The sequence below is a fragment of the Clostridium rectalis genome, assembly GCF_900626095.1.
In the GTDB taxonomy this organism is placed as follows: Bacteria; Bacillota; Clostridia; order Clostridiales; family Clostridiaceae; genus Clostridium_AS; species Clostridium_AS rectalis.
This window is the reverse complement of record NZ_UYZZ01000003.1, coordinates 285,690-310,263: the sequence shown is the minus strand read 5'-3', so window position 1 is coordinate 310,263 and position 24,574 is coordinate 285,690. Positions and strand designations below refer to the sequence as shown.

Here is a 24,574-nt window from a genome sequence, read left to right as displayed (position 1 = left end):
TCAAATCTAAAATAAATATGATAAATTTAAGAAAAGAGGAAGTAAGATATGAAGGAAAAAAGAATTAAAAAGTTGCATAAAAAGTTCATAAAGGTAAAAACACATTTAGAGTTTATGGAAAAAATTATTTAGTAGGAGATATGGTGGTAAAGGCAGGAGCAGAAAACTTAGGGGATAAGTCAGGTTCTATAAGTTTAGAAAACGTTGTATCAGTTAATCCAGATGCTATTGTACTTATTCATTTTGGAGATAATAAAAAAATAAGTGATAAAGATATATCTAAAATACTTACTAAAAATAAAGCTTTAGCAAATGTTAATGCTATTAAAAACAATAAAATAATTATTACTGATTTGGCAGAAACTTGGGCAGTAGGAGTAAGAACAGTTGATGCAGTAGAACGATACTCTAAAGAATTGTATCCAGAATTGTTTAAATAAAATATGGTTAATTTAATTAAATATAATAAAGAGAGAAAACCAATGAAATTTAGTAATTTAATGGTTGTAATAGGATTAAGTATAACTTTAGTATTTTCAATTATTTTAGCAGTGACTATTGGACCAGTTAATGTATCTTTTGTAGATGTTTATAAGGTTATATTAAACAAAGGATTTAATATAGGAGAGGGAGATGCTATTTAAGGGCCATTTGTTGATATAATCTGGCAGATAAGATTGCCAAGAGTTTTGCTTGGTGTAGTTGCAGGTATGGGATTAGCTATAGGAGGAGTAGTAATGTAAGCTATAGTTCAAAATCCTTTGGCAGATCCATATATATTAGGTATTATAATTTCAGCTGTAGGAGCTCCCTTTTTTATATATATTATATTAAAGCGTTGGTATGGTTTTGGAGAGGGGTAGTTAATATGAAGCTAGATATTAAAAATATAGATGTGGAAATAGGGAGAAAGACCATAGTAAAAAATGCATGTGTAAGTGTTAAAGAAGGTGATTTTGTAGGGATTATTGGTCCAAATGGAAGTGGAAAATCTACTTTGTAAAAGGCTGTTTATCGTATATGCAAACCAAAATCAGGTAGTATATTTTTAGATAATAAAAGCCTTTTAGATATGTCTATAAAAGATATGGACACTGAGTTAGGAGTTGTAAGTCAGTTTAATCATGTAGCTTTTGATATAAAGGTCCAAGATATGGTGATTATGGGTAGAAATCCTCATAAAAAGTGCTTGAAAAGAATACAGAAAATGATTATAAAATAGTTAGAGAAAGTAGAAATGCTTCAGTAAGCAAAGAGAAGTTTTTCAACCTTGTCAGGGGGTGAAAAGGAAAGAATTTTATTGGCACGTGCTTTAGCTCAGCAGGTAGAATTACTTATATTAGATGAGCCTACCAATCATTTAGATATAAAATATAAAATTCAAATATTAAACTTAGTAAAGTCTTTAGGAATTACTGTAGTGGTAGCACTACATGATTTAAATCTAGCAGCGGCTTATTGTGACAAACTATATGTTATGAACAAAGGATGTGTGGTCGCAGATGGGAGACCTAAAGATGTATTAACACAAGAGCTTATTAAAAAAGTATACCAGGTGGATTGTAAGATTCACTTTGATGAGGGCCATATGCATATTATATTTAAAACTATTTAGAGAGGGGGTTAAATTATGGCTATAGCAATAATGGCATGTAGAAAGCTAGTTGGGAAATGCTCAGGTACAGGTTGTTTTAAGGCATATAATAATTCTAAAGCTGCCTTTGAAATATATAAGAAAGATAAACCGTTACTTAATAGTTTCTTTTATTGTTTTGGTTGCAAAGAAACTAAAGCCAAGGATGAGAATTGGAGACATAAAATAAATCAATTGAAAAAAAACAAAGTAGATACTATACACTTATCAGTTTGTATAAAGATAGAATGTGAAATGTATGAACAGCATGAAGAAATGCTTAAAAAAGAAGGTTTTAAAGTAGTAAGAGGAACTCATTAACAAATTCTATAATTAAAATTAGAAAAATCAGGTTAGTGTTATTTATTTAAATACTAAACTGATTTTTTATTTAGGTAAAATTAGAATTAATTAGATATGGAGAGTTAATTTTTTTATAACTGATTATATACTGTAAAACCAAGGGATAGAATGTTTACAGTAATTACCTTTAATGATAATATTTATATATAAAGAGAATATATAGAGTTAACAGGGGGAATATAGTAGCTATCGGCTTTGATTTAGTAGTATTGGATGTGGATGAAGTCACAGATAACAACTTAGTAACGGCAACAGAGGTACTTTTAAGTAAAAAGCTAGTCAAAAAACAAAGTAGCTGAAATTGGAGAGGGAGTGGTAGGATCTGAAATAGCTTTGTGGTTGGCGAAATAAGGAAAAGATGTAGTCCTTAAGTGAAATTTAAAATAGGACACAATGGGTTGGTTTAATTAATTATTAAAAAGGAGTGAGTATATTGCCAGAATGCTCAAAGATAAAGTTCTTTTCTAGTGGTAATTTAAATTTAAAAAAGTATCCCAATGATTTAAACTCTATTGTGACTTTAAATCCTAATTTTGTATGTGCGGAATATGGAGAGTATGATCAATGTAATTATTATGTTGAAGAAAAAAGGAATAAATTTAAAATAAATTTAACCAATAAAATTCGTATGCTTAGTAGCCAACACACTGCATGGATAAGAATGCTTATTACTAGTATAATAACAGATTCCAAAGATGAAAAGTTTATTGCTAAACGACTTATAAAAAATCTTGTGGATATTAACATGGTACTAAAAGAATTTTATTTAGAAAGTGTAGTAGTAAAATTAAGCGAGTTAGTAAAAAATCATATTGAATTTACTATTAGATACATTAAAGCAGTGAATAATGAGAGTAAAAAAGAAGCGGATAGCATTGAAATAGAATGGAAGACAAATGCTATAAAAGTGGCTAATTTACTTAAAAATTTTAATAGTCATTGTGATAAAAATTACTGGGAGGTAAATTTAGAAAGGTATTTAGGCCTAATAAAATCTGAGATAGTTTATATTCTAAATAAAGATTATGAAAAATCAATTATAATATATGATGAGATTGAGAAACAAAATTTATATATGGCAGATACTATTATAGAAGCAATATTGAAATGAATTTGGAAAGTATAAAATAGTTTTGCTACTATTAAAGTGATTAATTAAATACTATATTCTAGAATATAGTTAATCATAGGAATAATAAAACTTCATATATTAAAAAAGGTTATATTTGTAAAATCACTATTAATATAACCTTTTTTAATTATTTTTCAATAATATTAGTATGTTATATTTTATTTATTTACTTGTATTTTTTCTATAAGTTTTTCAGGATTTACTATTTTCCCTAAATTATACTTTTTGTTATTTTTTTCTACTTGTATGATGTTACCTGTGTCTACGGTTGCCCTTAAAAATTCATCTGGAGTTATATAAGGATTTACTTGACAGCACAAAGCATATAATGCTGCTATATAAGGAGCGGACCAGCTTAAACCACCTTGTCTATAAAATACATAATCAGATGTACCTGTAGGAGAGGCAGTGCATCTACTATCCATTGGAACCATAATATCTTTTTTATAATTGAACTTTTCATTAGATTTAAAAAATGTATTATTAAAAAACATTCCTGGTTCATAGTTTTGAAAATCATCTGGATTTTTCATGCTGTCTCGTCCAAGCCCCCAAAAATTAACTCCATAATATTTATAAAAATTTGTTGAAACCATTAATATACCTTCAGCTTTAGCCCTTTTTACGGCTTCATCTACTTTTTTAAAACCTTTTTCTTTTTCCATCCAGCCAATAGACATGGAAATGGCTCTTATCTTTTTTTCTTTAGGTAAGGTTTTATTTACTTCTATAATTCTATCTATGGATTTTGCTAAATAAGTAAAATCAAAAGGGAATCTCGTTATAAAGCTACTTAAGGTTAAAGTTCCATGAGTTTCTGCAATATAATATAAATCTGCTTCTGGTGCAACACCTACGGTTTTCCCTACGGCAATAGAACTAACAGCAGTACCGTGCATAGAGGCACCGTTTTCATCGTCAATATTATGGATTTCTTCATAAAATTTTAATCTATCTTTATATTCCTTATGATTGGTTAAAAGAGTTTGATCTATAATTGCTATACTAACTCCTTTACCCGTAATACCTTTTTTATGTAATTTTCTTAAATTTAAACCAGGATTTTTGCCGTACTCAATAATAGAGTTTTTATTAAAACTTTTTGGAAGAGTTGAAGGCCATTTTGTTTTACTATCAAAATCTGCATATAATAAATCATTTAAATCATTTTTAATGTCAAGGTGAGATAAATCATAACCTCTTAAATCTACTTGCCACATTTTTTCGGAATTTTTATTGTACTTTGGAAGAGCTTTTAACTGCTTTCTTTTAAAATCTGCCACATTGGGAACTTTAGCGATACCATTATTACTATTTACTTTTGCATTACTATATTTGCATATTGGAAAAGTAAAAGTAAATATTATAAGTATAATTAAGATAAAAATAATTGAGAAACATATTTTCTTTTTAGTACTAATTGTTTTAAAATAATTTGACATAGTGTCCTCCTTAAGATTATTTTTTGATAAAGATTACAAATGTAATCTTTATCAAAAAAATTTATTACTAGAGATATGAAACAATGCGTCTCTAATAATAAACTATTTAACTTTTTTTAATACATAATAACGTGGTAAACTATTTCTAAATGCATAATCCCCACTTTTCCATTGTAAAAACATATATTTAGTATTATTTATAATTTTAATATAATACCTACTAACAGTTTTATCATAAGGACATATAATAAAATTTTTTGACCATTTATAAAACACTTTGTTTGTTTGTCCATTTTGAAAGAAATGTATATTGTTAATGTATAAATCATCTCTAAAGCTTTTTTTATTAGGAATAAAATCATTTGGTTTTTCTATAAAGTCTATGGAAACCCATTCACCTAAAACTGTATTATCCTTAGTGAAAGGGAAGTCAGTATTATCAATTTTTCTAATTCTGCCTTTTTCATCCACTATATATTTGGTAGATATATCTTTATCTACAGTTGTAGAAATAACTATGTTAGGCTCTGTTAACATGATTAATCCAGTTAATAAAACTCCTATTAAAGAGATAGACTTATTGCATACACTTTTCTTCTTAAAGTCACGTATAAAGGAAAGTCTTTTTGAAAGCTCTTTTTTGGTACCAAGTATATTTAAAGGAAAGTATATTGATGATTTATTTTTAGAGCAAGACAAAATATTTAGTATAGTGTATCCATAATTTAATTTTTCCTCCTTATTTATATAAGAAAGTACCATTTCATCACAACTTAGTTCTAAAGATTTTTTCAATTCATTGATAGTAAGCCAAATTAGAGGATTGAACCAATATAGTATAGAAATAATTTTACAAAGGTATATAATCAGGATATCTTTTCTTTTACAGTGACATAGTTCGTGTAATAATATATTTTTTAAATCTTTTTTTCCTAGTTTGGAAAACATTCCTTTTGGAATGAGTATCATAGGTTTTTTTATTCCAAATGTAGCTGGACTATTTATGTAATCTAGTTCTAATAATTTGAAACTATTTTTAATTTTTAAAAGTTTAGTGCAGTCCAACATAAAATCAAGTATAGTATTATCAGTTATGTTTTTACCACTTTGCTTTATTTTTTTATGGAATATAACATAAGTTAATATGGTATATATAGTTAATATACCTAAGCCTAAACACCATATAATAAATAAATATTTAGTACTAACATTAAACTTATTTATTATGTGGGTAAAGCTTAAATACTTAGGATTATTAAAATCAGTATTCTTTTCTTTGTAATAATTTAAGCTGTTATCATAATTCCTATCTTTATTTTCATTTTTTATCATTTCTACTATATTATTTTTATTATTTATTTTCACTAAGATTTTTGCTTTGTTATATAAACTTAAGGAACTTTTGGGCATTATAGGTAGTATTAATCTTATTAATATAAAAATATAGAGTATATATTGAAATTTTATTGAAATTTTTTTATTTAATAGCTTGTTTAAAATAGTAATAGAAACTATAGGTATTATAGAAAATATTGACATTTCCATTACTAGCCTAAAAATTAAGAATAAGTAAAATACTGATTTATCCATATTATTTTCTCTTTTCTAAAACTTTTTTCAAATCTTCTATATCTTCATCAGTGAGGTCAGGGTCTTGTATAAAATTTAATACCATGTCTTTAGCTACCCCATTAAAAACTTTATGTAAAAAAGAGGTGCTTTCTTTTTTTATACAATCTTCTTTTTTTATTAATGGATAATAATAATATGATCGTCCACTGATTTCAAATCCTAATACTCCTTTTTTTACTAATCTATTTAGTAATGTTTTTATAGTTTTGGGTTTCCAATTCATTTCACACTCTAAATTTTCTATAACGTAATTTGCATTACAAGGATTATTATCCCAAAGTAGTTTCATTACTTTCCATTCAGAATCAGATATTTTAGGTATATTTTCCATAATAATACTCCTTAGATTACACACGTAATTTATAGTAATAATATTACACTTGTACTATAAATTTGTCAATTTTATTTAATAAAATATTATTCATCTCCTAATGGAGTAAGATTTAATTCACTTAACATATAATCAGTTTCTAATAAAGTTAATGATTTATTAATAGCAAAAATTATAGCAGAATCTCTAGCATCTTTAGGGTAAAGTTGTCCAACATTACCTAGAGTTAATAATCTTTGAACTTCATTAATATTTAATTTTGCTGAGATGCAAAGCTGTAAAATTTTATCTCTACTTGGATTTTTAGTTCCATTAAGTATTTGATAACAATAAGTTCTATCAATATTTGAGTTTTCAATTAGCTTACTTTTCTTTAAGTTTTTTTTCTTAATAATATCTCCAAAATAGGAATGAAAATTTAGATTTGAAAATGTGTTTTTTGCTTCATTTATATAGTTAGTTAATTTAGACTCATCCTCTATTGAATTTAAAATATCTAAGAGCTCAGAAGTTTTTTTGTTTTCCATAATAATCCTCCTAAAGTTTAAAGTTCAAATTATCAAAGTATACATTAATATGATATAATTTCATGTGTATAAAATCAATTTTTGAAGGGGAATTCTAATGGAAGATTTTGTAGTTGAATATAAATTATCACAGTATAAAGAGTTAACTAAACTAAATGAAAATAATAAAAGTCAAATTTTTTTAGTACAGCATATGCAAAGTGGCAATATTTATGTAAAAAAGATTTTAACTAACTATAATATATTTGTATATAAAGAGGTCCAAAAGATTGATAATATATATACTCCATACATATACGAAATTTTAGAAGTAGATGGTAGATTAATAATTATAGAAGAATTTATAAATGGATCTACATTAGATGAAATATTAAATAAAGAAAAGATATTATCAGAGGAGAAAACCATAGAATATATGTTATGTCTTTGTAATATAATGAAAGATCTTCATAGTTTAAATCCTCCTATAATTCATAGAGATATAAAACCTTCTAATATTATAATAAATAATGATGGAATTTTAAAGTTAATAGATTATGATGTATCTAGAAATTATAAAAAAGCAGAAAATTGTGATACTATTATAATGGGGACTCAAGAATATGCTTCTCCTGAACAATTTGGTTTTTCTCAAACCGATTGTAGAAGTGATATATATTCTATGGGCATACTAATGAATGTTTTAACTACTGGAAATTATCCTAAATATAAGAAGAACAATGGTATATTGGAGGATGTAATAAAAAAGTGTATAATGATCTCAGCAGAGGAAAGATATCAATCTATAATAGATTTAGATAATGATATTAGAAAAAAATTAGAGAAAATTAAAAATGATAACATATGGAATAAAAATATAAAAACAAAAGAAAATACAACATTTAAAAATTTTTACAAATTAATACCAGGATTTAGGGGAAATGGTAGATTCAAAAAAATTATAGCTTCTTTTTGGTATGGTTTTTTAATATTAGCATTAATACTACCTAGTGAAAATTCATTTTTAGTAGATTTGCTCGTATTTATAGTATTATTATTATTAACAGCACTTTATACAAATTTTTTAAATATGAATAATAATATGCCCTTGTTAAAAAAAGATAGAAAAAGCATAAAATTTTTTGGTTATATATTGTATACTATTTTTTTATTATTTGTTACAGGGTCTATATTAAATTATATAAATTAATGTTGGGTTTTTACATGTATGCTAACAGCATACCAATTATTAATGTATATATTTTATAATAATATCTGTCGTAGGAAATTAACTGTGACAGATATTATTTTGTTTTAGAAAAGTAAAAAAGGGGAGGTATTTAAATTATGAAAAAAAGTAAAGTATTAATAATATCAGCAGTATTAGGAATTATATATTCAATTTATTTAATAAGCTATTTTGGTGGTGCTGCATTTGGGAGTAATAATAGTACAGAGGCTTTAGGAGGAGCAATAGCAACTGCATTAGTAACGCCTCATATGATTTGTGTGGTATTAGCTGCAATATTTAATACATTGGGAGCATTTTTAAATAAGGCTGGTTTTGCATTAACAGGGGCTATACTTTATTGTGTTGCAGGAGTAGTGTTTATTATGTATATAATGTTCGTTATACCTATGATAATTTTAAGTTTCATTGGATATAGAGGAGTAAAAAAGAATTTAGCTAAATCAAATTAAAGAATTCTTATAAAACCTTTAAGTGTAGTAAATATACTTAAAGGTTTTATTTTTGTAAAAACAAGTTTTTAATATTATTAGGAATTTATCAGTGAGTTACATATTAGTTTTAGAGATGATTTTAATGTAGGAAATAAAGAAGTAGATACCTTAGTTTAGAATTCAAGGCTACAAAAGGAACAATTTAACTTATAAAGTATAATTGTTCCTTTTGTACTTTATAATTTTATAAATTTATCTCTATCCACACCACAAATAGGACATATAAAATCATTTGGTATAGTATGGGATTCTAGAATGTAACCACACACAGTACAACGATAACCTTTTTTTGGAGGCTCTTCTATATAAGAAGGAGCATTTTTAGGTGTAGCTCCTTTTTTTATTTTATGATAATAGCTATATGTCATAACCTCTTGGTCACTTAATACTTTTGAATCTAGAATTTCACCAATAAACATAACATGGGTTCCTAAATCAAATGAATTAATTACTTTACAACTATACATCGAAGCAGCAAAATCTGTTACATATTTAATACCATTGATATCTGTTTTAGTATGAAATTTTGCAAATTTATCTATGTTTTTACTGCTTTTAAAACCAAATTCACCTATTAAATCCATTGGTGCAGTTTGTGCTAAAGTTATGGCTGCAAAGTAACCGGATTTCTCAATAATTTCTTCTGTAAAATTATTTTTAGAAATAGTAACTGAAAGTTTTATTGGATTAGATGTAACTTGAGAAAGGGTGTTGACTACACAACCACTTTGCTTACCTTCATGACAGCTAGAAACTATATAAACACCATAACTAAACTTATGAAGCGCTTTTTGATCCATACAATCACTCCTTAATATTCATAATTTATATAGGTTTATTTTAAAATAATTATTATCTTATAATAATAATACTCTATATATTACTTAAAGTAAATATAAAAAGCCAATATTTTAAATTGTTCTAAAATATGAAATTCTACATTAATATTACCGATAAATAAAAATATGAGTTTATGTTAAGCTATTATTAAGGATTGTGTAGTATAATAGTCCGAAATTGAGGTGAAACAAATGATAAAAATTTTGCTTGTTGAAGATAATATAAAGATTAGTGAAAATATAAGTGAGTATTTTAGAAAGGACATGAATGTAGAAGCAGTATATAATGGCGAAGAGGCACTTGAGTGTTTATATATGTTTACTTATGATGTGGTTATACTAGACCTTATGTTGCCAGAAGTGGATGGAATGACTGTGTTAAAGTATATTTCAGAAAATCTTTTCAATACTGGTGTTATAGTATTAACGGCAAAAGAGGAATTAGGGGATAAGTTAAAGGCTTTTAATCTAGGGGCAAATGATTATTTAACAAAACCTTTTTTTTTAGAAGAACTTAGAGCAAGAATTAATGCAATACTAAAAAGTATGGGGAAAATAAGTAAACCTAATTTAATAGAGTTTAAGGATATGTATATTGATATGAAAACTAAATCTGTGTATATTGATAAAGTAAAACTAAATATAAATGAAAGACTATATAGTTTAATTCAATATCTTATGGTTAATAAAGGAGTTTTATTATTTAAGGAGCAAATATTTGAAAATGTATGTGGATATGATAGTGATGCTTCAACTGAAATAATAGAGGTATATGTAAGCAGATTAAGAAAGGCATTGGCACCTTTTGGATATGATAAATATCTTATTACCAAAAGAGGAATGGGGTATTTATTAGATGAGAGTATTGGTAAATAGAATTGGGTAAAAAAGATGTTTTTTATTATACCAAAAAAAATATAATATTTATAAGTACAACAATAGTTTTTATATGCCTTTTTATTTTTGCCATGGTAACCAGATTTTTATATACTTCTAGAGTTTTTAATAATGTAGATAGAGATATTTTGCATCAAAAAGATATGATTGAACATTCACTACCAATGATTATGAAGGAAAAAAACAAAGACTTATTGGATGGAAAGTTTCACTTTAATCCTCCATTAGTTCCACCTAATATTACAGCTATAATATATTTTCAAGAAAGATTAGAGTTTGTTAGCCCAAGTGCTTATTTTACTAATACAAATGTTCCTAAAATGGAAAAGTTAACAGAAAATAAAATAATTACATTAAATTATAAAGGGCATAAATTTAGGGCTTTAAGTTTTGTATATAGACAGTATAATATCCAGTTATTTACTAATATTGATTCACAGATACAGTCTATTAATCAATTAAATAATTCTATAATTTTAAGTCTAATAGTATTGATTATAATAGCACTTTTATTATCTTCATTTTTAGGGAAAAAAATTATAAAACCAGTAAAGGAGGCTTATGATAAGCAAGTATTTTTTGTTCAAGATGCATCTCATGAAATGAGAACCCCTCTTGCAGTTATTAAAGGTAAGTTGGAATTACTGGCAAATTCATGGGGAGAATCCATTGATAATAATTTTGAGTATATATCTAAAATGATGAGTGAGATAAAGTTGCTTGAAAAATTAAATAGTGATTTATTATTATTAACAAAGGAGGATTTAAGCAACAATATTAAAATAGATAGTATTAATTTAGAAGAATTTATTAAGAATATAAGTGAGTTTTATATTGATTTAGCAGAAATTCAGAATAAAAAGTTTGAAGTCATTAGACCTAATGGTATTATCAAAGTAAGTTGGGACTATGACAAGATCAAAAGAATTATTGTAATATTACTTGAAAATGCTTTTAAATATACCAAAGTTAAAGATAGTATCACAATAGTTTTTGAAGAGTTTAATAAAAATATAAAGATAACTATTAAAGATACTGGGATAGGAATAAAAAAGGAGGATCAGAGGCGTATTTTTGATAGATTTTTTAGAAGTTCCAATGTGAGGGCTTCAAATATTACCGGTAGTGGTATTGGTCTTAGTTTATTAAAATCTATATCTAATAGTTTAGGGATTGAGGTTAACTTTTCCTCAGAAGTTAATATAGGAACAAAATTTCAATTAATAGTTCCCAAAGTTATAAGGATAAAATAATAAGAAATGAAAAGGAGATAAAATTCTCCTTTTATTTATATAAAATATTAATTTCTATATTTTTTTATATAATCTTCTAAACTCCAAGTATTTAAAAATTCTTTAGCACTTTTATAACCGGATTTGAATAGAGCAATACTTTTTTCTTTAGAAATATTAAATTCTACTGAGTCCACTGTAGCAGAAGGAATAAATATGGTTCTAGCTTTATTTTCCTCTCTACTCCAAGGGGCATTAGATTCATTTTTCATAGTATCGGCTATGTCAAATAAAAAGGATAAAGGATCTGTTTTACCTGAGGCAGTATAACTTGTTTTAGGAAATTGAAATTTGAAACCAAAAGTTGGCCAAGGTGGAACTCCCTCGATATCAAAGATATCAATAGGGAAATTACAACATATACCCCCATCAACTATATAACTTGTGCCATATTTGTGTTTAAATTCTACAGGTTTGAAGTAAAACGGGATACTAGTACTCATCCTAACTGCTTTAGCCACAGAAAAATTGTCACAATCTAAACCATATTCAGATAATCCATCTGGTAATACTAAAATCCTCTTTCTAGTTATATCTGAAGCTATTATTTTTAATGAGGGTTTATTATAGAACTTAAGATCTTTAAAGGAATCTATGTTTTTATCATTTAATAATTTTTTTATCCATTCTTCTAAGTAATCTCCAGAGTAAATACCTTTTTCTTTAAAGAAACCAAGGGCTTTCCCAAATAGGGGGAAGCGCTGTAAACCACTAGTATCTAAAAATTTTAGAAAATTTAAATTTATAACCATTTCTTTTAAATCTTTAGAGGAATATCCTGCAGCAATTAGGGACGCTATTAAAGCCCCTACAGAACTTCCGGCAGTATTTTGCCAGATATAACCTGATTTTTCCATGTAAGTTAATGCTCCAATAATGCCTATACCTCTCATGCCTCCTCCTTCAAAAACAGCATCAGCCTTCAAATATATCACTCTCTTTTTAAATTTATATTATTAGTATATGTATAATATAGTTTATGTTTGAGAAAATGTTTATTGCATAAGATAATTAAATAAGATTAATATGATAATATTGGAATATATTATGTTAAAATACTAAGTATAAGGATTAATAAATTATACAGGAAGGTGGAGAATATGTTAGAGGTTGTTGAAAGATTTTTAAGATATACAAAGATAAATACAAAATCGGATGAAAATACTGGTACATCTCCTAGTACAGCAGGTCAAATTGAATTTGCGAAAAAACTCAAAAATGAACTTATTGAAATAGGGTTAAAAAATGTGTCATTAGATAAGTTTGGATACGTTATGGGAGAAATTCCAGCTAATACTGAAAAAAAAGTAAAAACTGTTGGGTTTATTGCTCATATGGATACCAGTCCAGATATGAATGGAAAAAATGTTAACGCTAAAATAGTAGAGAAATATGATGGTAAAGATATTATATTAAGTGAAGAAAAAAATATAGTTTTATCTCCAAAGGACTTTAAAGAGTTGAAAAATTATATTGGTCAAACTTTAATAACTACTGATGGCACTTCTTTACTTGGGGCAGATGATAAAGCAGGAATAGCTGAAATAATAACTGCTGTAAAATATATAATAGATCATCCGGAAATAAAACATGGTAAAATATGTATAGCTTTTACTCCAGATGAAGAAATAGGATGTGGGGCGGATAATTTTGACGTAGGAAAATTTAATGCGGATTTTGCATTTACTGTAGATGGAGGGACTATTGGAGAATTGGAGTATGAAAATTTTAATGCAACTTGTGCTAAAATTTGTATAAATGGAAGAAATGTTCATCCAGGCTCTGCGAAAGATAAAATGATTAATTCTATGACAATTGCTGCGGAATTAATAAATAGTTTGCCTAAAAATGAAGTTCCAGAGAGGACAGAAAAGTATGAGGGCTTTTATCATTTGATAAGTATTAAGGGGGAAGTGGAAAAAACTGAATTACAATATATAATTAGGGATTTTGAAAAGGAGAACTTTAAAAAAAGAAAAGAAAACTTAAAGAATGAAGTGAAGTTACTGAATAAAAAATACGGAGAAGGTATTTTACAATTAGTAATTAAGGACCAATATTATAACATGAAAGAAAAAATACAGCCTGTAAAGTATATTATAGACTTAGCTTATAAAGCTATGGTAGAAGCAGAAGTAAAACCTGATATAAGTCCAATAAGAGGGGGGACTGATGGAGCTAGATTATCATTTATGGGTTTACCAACACCAAATCTTTTTACAGGAGGTCATAACTTTCATGGGAAATATGAATATATCCCAGTATATGCTATGGAGAAAGCAGTACAAGTAATAATAAATATAGTAGAGTTAACTTACAAAATATAGTATTAAACATATAATGTAATTTATTTAATAAATAAATTGTGTGTATTTAAAAGACTATATAAACTAAATAGAGTTTATATAGTCTTTTTTTGGATGTGTATACATCTAATGTTAAAATTTGTTGAAAAACATGTTTTTTAATGTTAATATTATACTGTATTACAAATTATACGATAATATTAGACAATTATTAAAAAAATTTACATGAATAAAATGGAAATATTACTCATACATTGAAATATAAGATTAAATTTAGATAGGAGGGATAGATTTAATGTCAAAAAATCAAAAAAAAATTATTTTGTTTCTCTGTTTATGTACATTGTTTTTAGGGACGTATGTTTTTTATAATAATTTTATATATAACGGAGAAATAGAAAAAAGATGTGTTTTAATTATTGATTCATATCATCATAATGATATTTCAGTTCTTCAAGAAATTCAAAATATTGTAAACAATAATGGAATAATAATAGAAAAAGAGTATTTAGATTATAAAAAATCTTTTAGTAAAAAAGATATTGAAAAGTTATTAAATTACTTTACTAAAAAATATAAAAATAAAGAAATCGACATGATTATATCATGTAATAATTGCACTTCCTCATTTATAAATGAACATCATAAAAAAATATTCCCTAATATACCTATTGCTTTTTATAATAATGAATATGACTATGATAAAAAGCAAAATAATCTTAATGGAGATTTACAATTATATACAAATGAAAAGCATATAAATAATATGGCAAATCTAAAATCATATACTAAATTCACAATTATGGATAAAGATTCAATTATACTAACTGATAACAAAATGGTATTGAATAATTTGTTGCTTAATAATTATAATTCTAAAGGAAGTGTATATCAGATTTCAAGGGAATATTTATGGATATCTATCTTAATATCTATGTGTGTACTCTTAGGAATTATATTTATTTTACTTAACAATATATATAAAAGAAAAAGTATAGAAAGAGTATTAAAAGATAGCGAGAAAAATTTGAAGAATTTAATAGATGCAGTGCCAGACCTTGTATGTTTTAAAGATGGAGAAGGTAAATATTTAATGTTAAATGAAACAAATATAAATATATTGGACTTAAATGATGTAGATTATAAAGGAAAAAATGATAGGGAACTTTCTAAAATAGTCCCTAGGTGTAAGCATATATTTGAAAGATTTATAAAATCTGATGAATTAGTATGGGAAAACAAAAATATATATAGAACAGAGGAGACTATAAAAGATAGAAATGGTAACAATAAAATTTTTGATGTAATAAAGGTTCCTGTTTATAATTTAGATGGGAGTAGAAAAGGTATAGGAATAATTGGAAGAGATATTACGCATCAAAAGATTAATGATGAGCTAAAGGTTAAGGCAGAGAAAAGTGAAAAATTATTAGAAGAAGTAAAGGAAAATGATAAGTTTAAAACTGAATTTTTTGCTAATGTATCCCATGAATTAAGAACTCCACTAAATGTTATGCTAAGTAGTATACAGTTAATGAAACTATATAATGATAAAGGTCTAATTATAGATAATGGTGCAAACTTGGATATGAAAATTAAAATATTGAAACAAAATTGTTTAAGACTTTTAAGACTTATAAATAATTTAATAGATATAACCAAAATAGATTCAGGATTTTATAAATTATATATGGAAAATTGTAATATAGTAAATGTAATAGAAGATATTACATTGTCTATTGCAGAATTTGCATCAAGCAAAGAAATTGAACTAATATTTGATACAAATGTTGAGGAGAAGATAATGTGTTGTGATTCTGAAAAAATAGAAAGGATAATGTTAAATTTATTGTCAAATGCAATAAAATTCACACCTAGGAATGGCAAAATTTGCGTTGCACTATTTGATAGTGGGGATGAAATTAAAATTTCTATAAAAGATAATGGAATAGGAATACCTAAAAACAAGCAAAAATTTATATTTGAAAGATTTAGGCAGATAAATAGTCAGAGTGTTAGGGGCTGTGAAGGAAGTGGTATTGGATTATCTATTGTTAAAGCACTTGTTGATTTACATCATGGAGATATAAGCGTTGATAGTGAAGAAGGAAATGGAAGTGAATTTATAATTAAATTTCCTTCATATATAGACAAAAATTTAGAATTTAAAAATAACTATTTACAAGACGATAATAGAAATATTATAGGACTAGAATTTTCAGACTTTTAGATGAAGGTCTCCATAATAGATTGATGTATTAATAAAAAAACATCAATCTATTATTTTGTATAAATAATCTTAACAAATTTTTAATAAAAGAAAACGTTTATATAATTGCAAGGGTATCAAAAACAACTTGCAATTATAATTAAAAATGATATACTTATTCATATGCAAAATATAAACATTAAATTAAAAGGAGGTATATTATATGAAAGACGAAAAAATATTTAAGTTAACCCAAGAAATAATAGATGAATGTCTTGAGGAAAGTATGGAAAAGCCAGAAGACAAAAAAAAAAGCAATAGACATAAAAGAATTGCTTAGTAACTCTCAAATAAACTAAAAGAAAAAGTTTTAGATAGGAGTTGATTTTAAAAGCAATGGAGAATTATTCTAAGTTGCTTTCTAAAGTATGATAAAAATAAAATGGTGTGTAAATAATTAAATCCCTAGTTATAACCCATATATATAACTAGGGATTTTTTATTGTTAGGGTTCTTTCCAATCTTTATTTATTAAACTAGCGACTATATGATCTTCCCAGTGATTATTTATTAATACACATTCTCTAAAATAGCCTTCAACATAAAATCCTAAGCCTTTCAGTAAGTTGTTACTTTTATCGTTTATAGGCATATATTTTGCTATAATTTTATGTATATGTAATTCTTCAAATACATATTTTATAGCTAATTTTAAGGATTCTGTCATATATCCATTCCCTTGTTTAGTTTTAGCGATACTATATCTTAAATTGCAGGTATAACTAGGAAAAGGTGAAAAATCTTTGAAAGATATTGTACCTATAACTATATCGGGATGGTTGTTTTCATATATAAACAATCTAAGTGAAGTCTTATTATGAATTTCTTTAATCATATTTTTTATTTTCTTTTCCCAAAAGTCTTCAGTGTAAAAATCATCGCATTTAACAGGCTCAAAAGGGGCTAAATAAGTTTCATTTTTTTTATAATATTTTATTATAGCACTTATATCATTCATTGTAGGAGTACGAAGAAGAACTCTAGCCCCTTCTAACTGACAAAATAGCGATAGTTCAATGTTCTGCATGGTTATTCTCCTTTGTATAATTAATATTATATTACATCATTATAACATAATCATATATATTAAAAAGAGGAAACTTAAATAAGTAAGTTTCCCCTAAATTTATATAATTTTAGCAGCAATGACAGAAGCATCTTAATATCCAGGAAAGTACGCAGTATATTATTAGAATAAATATTATCCATGCAATGTAGGATAGTATACAACAACAAAGCATATAAATTCACCTCCTAAAATAGGTAAAGGATTAAAATTTTAATTATTGTATTTAGATAATATATTATATGAGAGACTATTAAAAATGTTATGCTAGGTGACCATTTTACATAAAATTTACTTCATAATATTTGTGGAATAAATTTAATAAACTATGAAAATACACGAATATAATTTACATATTTGTAATATTTATAATAAAAATGTAATTTTCAGTACACAAATCTCAATTATTTTATGATATAATTTCTAAGTATGGTATATATATGAAAAAAACAATAGGGGGAGTTATCAATATGTTCAAAAACTTAAAGCTAAAAAAGAAGCTAACAATTGTATTATTTGTACCAATAACTGCATTAGTTCTTACAATAATATTGACTGTAGCAAAAAGTAGTTCATTGGAAGAAAATTTAATAAAATGTCTATATGAACAAAGTTATAGCATTTCTAATTTAATATTAAATGCTGATAGGGATATGTATCAAGCTATGGTGGCTCAAAGAAACTTATTTTTAACAGATGGAAAAGATCCTAATTTTCAAGAACATATAAAGGATAGAGATACTAACATAAAAGAAACAAGGGAAAAAATTGCTGCTGCAAAAAAATTGGTTGAAAAGAATAAAGAGGCTTTTTTAAAATATAAGGTAGATAATAAGGATATATTCCAAGATTTTAATGAGTTTAATGAATATTTTACAGAATGGGAAAGTGAATGTATAAAAATAACTGATTCTTTAGCTAAAAAACAATTAAATAATAGGGAAACAGAAATGATAGATGAAAAATCTGTAGAAAATAGATTTGATATTGCAAGACAGAATATAGAAAATATAGGTAAAATAGTTGAAAGTTTTGCTAAAGATAAAATTATTGAGACAAAACAAAATAAAAAAAATTCATTTATATTAATAGGAATAGTAGATTTAATTGCAGTAATAGTATCAGTATTAATAGGAATTATGATAATAATAAATATAATAAAGAGAATAAATAAAACTAAAGATTTAATAGATGCAACTTCAAATTTGGATTTAACTTTAAATACTGAAGAAATTTATATGACCACAAGTGAAGATGAAATTGGTGATATTGTAAAGGCAGTACTAAAGATGAGAGAGTCATTAAAAAATATAGTTAAGGACTTAAATGATAGCATATTTAATATATCTTCAAGTTCTAAGAGTTTAGCAGTAGCTATAGATGAGAGTAATGATTCAATAGAAATAGTATCTAATACAGTTGGTGAGATAGCTAAGGGGGCCCAAGAACAGGCAAGTCAATCTCAAAGTGGGGCAGAGAAATTAGAAAAATTAGCATTTCAAATTAGTACAGTGGTAAATAATTCAAAAGAAGTAAAAAAACATTCTAGTAATGTAAAGAAAATGAATGATATAGGCATGAATTCTCTTATTAAACTTGTAGATAAGTTTCAGCTAAATAAGAAAGCAGTTGAAAACGTGGCTGATAATATTTCTATTTTAGATGAAAAATCCGAATCTATAGGGGAAATTATAAACACTATCCAATCTATTGCAGAACAAACAAATTTACTTGCTTTAAATGCTGCTATAGAAGCTGCAAGAGCAGGAGAGGCAGGAAAGGGGTTTGCTGTAGTTGCAGATGAAATAAGAAAGCTTGCAGAACAAACATCGTTATCTACTAAGGAAATAGAGGAAATAGTAAGTGAAATACAAGAGGAAATATCCAACGCAAAACTAAGCATGGATGACGGAAAGAAGTCTGTTTTTCAAGCGGCAGAAGCTGTTAAGAGTACTGAAGAGGTATTTGATAAAATAGATGAAAGTATAAAAATAACTCTTAAACATATTAGAAGTTTAGCAGAAAATATAGTTGATGTTGATGGTGATAAAGAAGAGGTCTTGCTTACTATACAAGGAATATCAGCTATTTCCGAAGAATCCGCAGCTTCTACCGAGGAGGTATCTGCATCTATGAATGAACAATCATCTACTATAAATAAAGTATTTGAGATGACAGAGGAGTTAAAGAGTACATCATTAAAATTAGAGGAACTATCCCAAAAATTTAAAATTTAAGAAAGAGGAAAAGTATATAGTTGCTATGTACTTTTCTTCTATTTACCTTTTTATATAGAGGCTGTAGAATTATAGTGATGTGTATAATTTAATGGAGGGATTAACTTTGAGAATATTACATACTTCTGATTGGCATTTGGGTAAGAGTTTAGAGGGCGTTAGTAGATTAGATGAGCAAGAGCTATTTTTAAAGGATTTTAAAAAAATAGTTGAAAAATATAATATAGATATGGTTATAATTTCAGGGGATATATATGATAGTGGTAACCCTCCTGCAAGAGCAGAGAGAATGTTTTATAGAATAATTAAGGATATATCAGATAATGGTAAGAGAATTATACTTATTATATCTGGCAATCATGATAGTCCTAATAGATTAGTAGCCGCTAGTCCCATTGCTAAAGAGCATGGAATAGTGATGGTAGATTTACCTAAAACTGTAGTAAAAAAAGGTCAATATGGAGATGCTTTTATAAATGACTCTGGTGAAGGATATATTGAAATAGAATTAAGAGGAGAAAAGGCAGTAATAATAGTACTGCCATATCCTAGTGAAAAAAGGCTTAATGAAGTACTAAGTTATGATTTAAATGAGGAAGCAAAAAGGAGGAGTTATTCTGATAGAGTTGGGGAGATATTTGAAAAATTATCTTTGAAATATAGAGATGATACTATAAATATAGCTGTTTCTCATATATTTATTTGTGGTAGCGATAGTAGTGATTCTGAAAGACCTATTGAGTTAGGGGGGAGCTTAGCTGTGGATGTAGATAAACTTCCTAAAAGAGCTCAATATATAGCCCTTGGACATTTACATAAACCTCAAAAAGTAAGGGGGACAAGTTTAAATGCATATTATTCAGGATCACCTCTTCAATATAGCAAAAGTGAAATAAATTATGCTAAATGTTGTTATGTTTTAGACATAAAAGCTGGGCAGGATCCAAGGATTGAAAGTATTATGTTTCATAATTATAAACCTATTGAAATATGGAAATGTAATGGAATAGATGATGCAATAAAAAAATGCGAAGAAAATAGAGAAAAAAATTCATGGGTATATTTAGAGATAAGAACGGATAGCTTTATTTCACAGGAAGATATAAAAACTATGAGAAATTTAAAAAAAGATATTTTAGAAATAAAACCTATAATATTAGGAGAAGAAGAGATTATAGAAAGTGAAAATATAAAAGATAAGTCAATGGAACAACTTTTTGAAAGCTTTTATAAATTTCAGAGGGGTGTAGAGCCAGAGGAGGAAGTTAAAAAACTATTTTTAGAAATTTGCCATGGAGAGGGAGAGGAAAAAGATGAAACCTAAAAGGCTTAAAATCAAAGGGCTAAATAGTTTTATAGAAATGCAAACAATTGATTTTGAAACTTTAATAAGTAGGGGACTTTTTGGTATTTTTGGATCTACTGGTAGTGGTAAATCTACTATACTTGATGCCATAACTCTTTCTTTATATGGGAATATAGCTAGAGGAAATGGTGAATATATAAATACTTATTCAGATAATTTATATGTAAGTTATGAGTTTGAAATATATAGTGAAGGTAAAAGAAGAAATTATATTGCAGAGAGAATAATTAAGAGAGACAAAAATGGTAAATATAAGACTTTTTCTGCTAAGCTTATAGAAATAAATGAGAAGGATAATGTAATTGCAGAAGGGGCAAGAGATGTTTTAAAAAAGGTAGAAGGAATAATAGGCCTTACCGCAGAAGATTTTACTCGTTCTGTGGTATTGCCTCAAGGGAAGTTTAGTGAGTTTTTAAGACTTACTGGTAAAGAGAGAAGAGATATGCTGGAGAGGATTTTTAGGCTTCAGAAATATGGGAAAAATTTATGGGAGAAAATAAAAAAAGCAAGAAATATTAATTTAGCAAAATTAGATAAGTTGGATGGAGAAATGAAACATTATAAAGATATTTCTAATGAAAGGTATATAGAACTTGATAATCGGTTTAAAGTGCTTTTAGATGAGGAAGTACAAATTAAAAATAAAAAAGAGAAAATGGATAAAGACTATGACCAATATAAATTTATTTGGGAACTAAGCCAAGAACTTAAGTATTATTTGACTAAGGGAGAGAAGCTTAAGTTAAGAAATAAGGAATTTGAAGATAAAAAATATAAGTTAAGCAAAGCTAAAGCAGCATTAAAAGTACAACCTTATATGGATGAAATCTTTTATACTGAGAATAAGATAAAAGAAAATGAAACTTTGTTAGAAGCATTAAATAAAAATTTTAAAGATAAGACTATAGAACTTGAACATATTAAAGGTAAGTATAATGATATTTTACTTAAAAAGGATAAAGAACTTCCAGAGTTAATTAAAAAGGAAACTAATTTATATCAAGCTATTAAGGTGAAAATGGATCTAGAAAAGCTAAAAAATGAAAGACAAAGCCTTGAGGTAGAGTATAAAGAAAAAAGTAGGGATAATAGACTATTAAGTTTTAAGTTGGAAGAAAATACTTTAAATAAACAAAAGTTTTTAAAAAATATAAATGAAAGAGAAAGAGCATTTGAAGATCTAAAGGTAGAAACAGAATACAGAGAAATGGTGGAAAAGGCATATAAATTAGAGGAAAGATATGGGGAAGTTGAAAAAATAAAAGAGGAGCTTAAAAATAAAATTTTATTAAAACAGTCATTTATAAGTGAGAATAGGTATAAGTATAATTTATTATTAAAAGATAAGGAAATAAAACAAGAAAGGTTAAAACTTTTACAGGAAAATAAAGATAAGCTTATAAGAGACATGCCTGGAGATGAAAATTCTTTAATAAAACTGCAGGATGAAATTTTTAGTATTAAAGAGAATTTTAATATATTAATTAAAGAAAATGAAAAGAAGAAGGAATTGTATGTTAATATAAAACTTATAAAAGATGAGAAGTTAGTTAAGGAAAAGGAACTTTTAAAATTAAAGGAAATTTTGGAAAACAAAAGGAGTATAATTAATGAATTAATTAAAGAAATAAAAAAAATAGAAAGGCAAAGTATAGCTAGTCTTTTAATCGAAGAATTAGAGGATGGGAGACCTTGTCCTTTATGTGGATCTGTTCAGCATCCTATGATTTTGAAAAAAATAGATGGAAATATTTTAGAAGAAAAAAATAAAAATAAAAATGATTTAGAAAACTCCATAGAAATTTTGCATAGGGAAGAAAAAAGTATTGAGATAGAATTGGCTAAAATGGAGAATGATATCTATAATATGGAGAATAATATAAAAGACCTCAAAGAAATAAATGATAATGTTATACATGAAAATAGGAATACTATTATTTTAAAAGAAGAAAAATTTAATATTTTAAGAGAAGATATAAGATTTTGGAAAGAAAAAAAAGAAAATTTAGAAAATATAATAGAAAAAGAAAAAGTAAAGTTAAATTCAATTGATAAAGAAAGTATTAAATTAAAAGAAAGTATAGAGATAGTTGAAATTAATTTAAAAGAATTGAATGAAGATTATATTAAAATTTTAAAAGAATTTAATATTATAGAGGAAAGTTATAATAATATAAAAAATAAAATTAATGTTATTAATATAAATGATGAAATGAACTCTATAAAACAGAAGGAAAGAGAAAAAGAAATATTAGAAAAAGAAGTTAAAAGTATTAGGGAAAAATTAAGTGAAGTAGACAAAAGTAAGGAAGAGTTAGATGAACAAATTTTGGAAGTGTCAAATAGTATTTCGAGAATTGTTCAAAGTGGAAAAGAAAAGAGAATTGTAATAGATGATAAAGAAAAGGAAATAAAAAGATTATCTGAGGGAAAAGAACCAGAGGAATACTTAAATATAATAAAAGAAAATATAAAAAATATAAAATATTTAGAAGAAAATTTAAAAGATAAATACAATATTATATCTGAAGAAACTCAAAAAATATATGATAAAAAGGTAGGAGAGGAACAAAAGAAAGAAAGTTTAAATGCTTTAAAAGTTGATCAAAGAAAAAAGGTAAAAATAAGCTTAATAGAAAATGGATTTAAATCTAAAAAAGAAGTAGAAGAATATTCAATTTCAGAAGAAGCCATAGAGAATTTGGAAAATGAAATAAAATATTTTGAAGATGAAGAAAAGGATGTAAAAAATAATATAAATAGGATAAGTGAAAAATTAAATGGCAAAACCTTGGATAAGGATACATGGGAAAAATTTAAAATGGAGATAAATGAGAATAATATTTTATTAAATAGAAAAATAAAAGAAATAGCCACTGTTGAAAAATCATTGAAAGATATAAAAATTGCACTAGATAATTTACAAATATTATTAAAAAGAAAAAATGAAATAGAGCACAGAAAAAGTCTCCTAGATGATTTAGAAAAATTAATACATGGGAATAAGTTTGTAGAATTTGTTGCTACTAGCCAGTTAAAGTATATAGCTATGGAGGCATCTAAAAGGCTTAAAAGTATTACAAATGACAGATATGCTCTCTTATTAGATCCCAACGGAAATTTTGTAATAAGAGATGATAATAATGGTGGAAGCATAAGAGCTACATCTACTTTATCTGGAGGAGAAACTTTTGTAACATCTCTATCCCTTGCTTTGGCATTATCATCTCAAATACAATTAAAAGGAAGTGCACCCTTAGAATTCTTCTTTTTAGATGAAGGTTTCGGTACTTTAGATAATGAACTTTTAGACACTGTAATAACATCTCTTGAAAAATTAAGAAGCGATAAAATGAGTGTTGGAATTATTAGTCATGTTGAAGAATTAAAAAATAGGGTACCTATAAAACTTTTAGTTACTCCATCTAAAACAGGAGAAGGAAGTAAGGTTACTATTGACTATAGCTAAATTTACTGTTGTATACAGATAATATTTTGAATTTTGTGGTTTAAATATAAT

At 26.1% G+C, this 24,574-nt stretch carries 19 protein-coding genes and 2 pseudogenes; 14 read left to right on the top strand and 7 right to left on the bottom strand.

Annotated elements, in window-relative coordinates; all coding sequences use genetic code 11:
* Positions 1 to 122: 122 nt before the first annotated feature.
* The 5 genes and pseudogenes from EJL03_RS06895 to EJL03_RS06875 all read left to right on the top strand — a co-directional run.
* Positions 123 to 440: pseudogene (locus EJL03_RS06895) on the top strand (ABC transporter substrate-binding protein); the annotation flags it as partial.
* Between the two features lie 42 nt (positions 441 to 482).
* Positions 483 to 644 carry a hypothetical protein gene (locus EJL03_RS16405; RefSeq protein ID WP_243108664.1) on the top strand — a complete coding sequence of 54 codons (162 nt, stop codon included), beginning with the start codon at positions 483 to 485 and terminating at the stop codon, positions 642 to 644.
* A 224-nt stretch (positions 645 to 868) separates the two neighbouring features.
* Positions 869 to 1,615 (top strand): annotated as a pseudogene (locus EJL03_RS06885) (ABC transporter ATP-binding protein).
* 15 nt (positions 1,616 to 1,630) lie between these two features.
* On the top strand, positions 1,631 to 1,954 hold the full coding sequence (locus EJL03_RS06880) for a CGGC domain-containing protein (protein ID WP_125153227.1): 324 nt from the start codon (positions 1,631 to 1,633) through the stop codon (positions 1,952 to 1,954).
* Between the two features lie 475 nt (positions 1,955 to 2,429).
* Entirely contained in the window at positions 2,430 to 3,107 is a 678-nt protein-coding gene (locus EJL03_RS06875; protein ID WP_125153226.1) for a hypothetical protein, read from the top strand.
* A 179-nt stretch (positions 3,108 to 3,286) separates the two neighbouring features.
* On the opposite strand, the gene EJL03_RS06870 is transcribed toward EJL03_RS06875, so the two are convergent.
* From EJL03_RS06870 to EJL03_RS06855, 4 genes are all read right to left on the bottom strand, one after another.
* The gene (locus EJL03_RS06870; protein ID WP_125153225.1) at positions 3,287 to 4,570 is read right to left on the bottom strand and encodes a S8/S53 family peptidase; all 1,284 of its coding nucleotides are present in this window, start codon (positions 4,568 to 4,570) and stop codon (positions 3,287 to 3,289) included.
* Positions 4,571 to 4,672: 102 nt separating this feature from the next.
* Positions 4,673 to 6,160, bottom strand: coding sequence for a M56 family metallopeptidase (locus EJL03_RS06865; protein WP_125153224.1), 1,488 nt, complete (start codon positions 6,158 to 6,160; stop codon positions 4,673 to 4,675).
* 1 nt (position 6,161) lies between these two features.
* On the bottom strand, positions 6,162 to 6,533 hold the full coding sequence (locus tag EJL03_RS06860; protein ID WP_125153223.1) for a BlaI/MecI/CopY family transcriptional regulator: 372 nt from the start codon (positions 6,531 to 6,533) through the stop codon (positions 6,162 to 6,164).
* A gap of 86 nt (positions 6,534 to 6,619) precedes the next feature.
* Complete coding sequence (locus EJL03_RS06855) at positions 6,620 to 7,060, bottom strand: hypothetical protein (protein ID WP_125153222.1); 441 nt, start codon at positions 7,058 to 7,060, stop codon at positions 6,620 to 6,622.
* A gap of 97 nt (positions 7,061 to 7,157) precedes the next feature.
* On the opposite strand from EJL03_RS06855, the gene EJL03_RS06850 reads away from it, so the two are divergent.
* On the top strand, positions 7,158 to 8,249 hold the full coding sequence (locus tag EJL03_RS06850) for a protein kinase domain-containing protein (protein WP_125153221.1): 1,092 nt from the start codon (positions 7,158 to 7,160) through the stop codon (positions 8,247 to 8,249).
* A gap of 137 nt (positions 8,250 to 8,386) precedes the next feature.
* Positions 8,387 to 8,740, top strand: coding sequence for a hypothetical protein (locus EJL03_RS06845; RefSeq protein WP_125153220.1), 354 nt, complete (start codon positions 8,387 to 8,389; stop codon positions 8,738 to 8,740).
* A 218-nt stretch (positions 8,741 to 8,958) separates the two neighbouring features.
* Here EJL03_RS06845 and EJL03_RS06840 read toward each other — a convergent pair whose 3' ends face one another.
* Positions 8,959 to 9,582, bottom strand: coding sequence for a flavin reductase (locus EJL03_RS06840; RefSeq protein WP_125153219.1), 624 nt, complete (start codon positions 9,580 to 9,582; stop codon positions 8,959 to 8,961).
* 231 nt (positions 9,583 to 9,813) lie between these two features.
* Between EJL03_RS06840 and EJL03_RS06835 the strand changes: the two genes are divergently transcribed.
* The gene (locus EJL03_RS06835; protein WP_125153218.1) at positions 9,814 to 10,497 is read left to right on the top strand and encodes a response regulator transcription factor; all 684 of its coding nucleotides are present in this window, start codon (positions 9,814 to 9,816) and stop codon (positions 10,495 to 10,497) included.
* A gap of 2 nt (positions 10,498 to 10,499) precedes the next feature.
* The gene (locus EJL03_RS06830) at positions 10,500 to 11,771 is read left to right on the top strand and encodes a sensor histidine kinase (RefSeq protein ID WP_125153217.1); all 1,272 of its coding nucleotides are present in this window, start codon (positions 10,500 to 10,502) and stop codon (positions 11,769 to 11,771) included.
* A 47-nt stretch (positions 11,772 to 11,818) separates the two neighbouring features.
* On the opposite strand, the gene EJL03_RS06825 is transcribed toward EJL03_RS06830, so the two are convergent.
* On the bottom strand, positions 11,819 to 12,745 hold the full coding sequence (locus EJL03_RS06825) for a patatin-like phospholipase family protein (protein WP_243108663.1): 927 nt from the start codon (positions 12,743 to 12,745) through the stop codon (positions 11,819 to 11,821).
* 165 nt (positions 12,746 to 12,910) lie between these two features.
* On the opposite strand from EJL03_RS06825, the gene pepT reads away from it, so the two are divergent.
* Together pepT and EJL03_RS06815 are read left to right on the top strand one after the other, a co-directional pair.
* Positions 12,911 to 14,137 (top strand): peptidase T, encoded by a 1,227-nt coding sequence (gene pepT / locus EJL03_RS06820; RefSeq protein ID WP_125153215.1) that lies wholly within the window; start codon positions 12,911 to 12,913, stop codon positions 14,135 to 14,137.
* Positions 14,138 to 14,411: 274 nt separating this feature from the next.
* Positions 14,412 to 16,346: a PAS domain-containing sensor histidine kinase gene (locus tag EJL03_RS06815; protein WP_125153214.1), complete on the top strand. Its 1,935-nt coding sequence runs from the start codon at positions 14,412 to 14,414 to the stop codon at positions 16,344 to 16,346.
* Positions 16,347 to 16,830: 484 nt separating this feature from the next.
* Here the strand turns inward: EJL03_RS06815 and EJL03_RS06810 are convergent, their stop codons facing one another.
* Positions 16,831 to 17,412, bottom strand: a complete 582-nt coding sequence (locus EJL03_RS06810) for a GNAT family N-acetyltransferase (protein ID WP_125153213.1) — start codon at positions 17,410 to 17,412, stop codon at positions 16,831 to 16,833.
* 509 nt (positions 17,413 to 17,921) lie between these two features.
* On the opposite strand from EJL03_RS06810, the gene EJL03_RS06805 reads away from it, so the two are divergent.
* The 3 genes from EJL03_RS06805 to EJL03_RS06795 all read left to right on the top strand — a co-directional run bounded on the left by EJL03_RS06805 (position 17,922) and on the right by EJL03_RS06795 (position 24,523).
* Positions 17,922 to 19,688, top strand: a complete 1,767-nt coding sequence (locus tag EJL03_RS06805) for a methyl-accepting chemotaxis protein (RefSeq protein ID WP_164509026.1) — start codon at positions 17,922 to 17,924, stop codon at positions 19,686 to 19,688.
* 106 nt (positions 19,689 to 19,794) lie between these two features.
* Positions 19,795 to 21,012 carry an exonuclease SbcCD subunit D gene (locus EJL03_RS06800; RefSeq protein WP_125153211.1) on the top strand — a complete coding sequence of 406 codons (1,218 nt, stop codon included), beginning with the start codon at positions 19,795 to 19,797 and terminating at the stop codon, positions 21,010 to 21,012.
* Complete coding sequence (locus EJL03_RS06795; RefSeq protein ID WP_164509025.1) at positions 21,002 to 24,523, top strand: AAA family ATPase; 3,522 nt, start codon at positions 21,002 to 21,004, stop codon at positions 24,521 to 24,523. Before EJL03_RS06800 ends, EJL03_RS06795 begins: the two co-directional genes overlap by 11 nt.
* Positions 24,524 to 24,574: the final 51 nt, after the last annotated feature.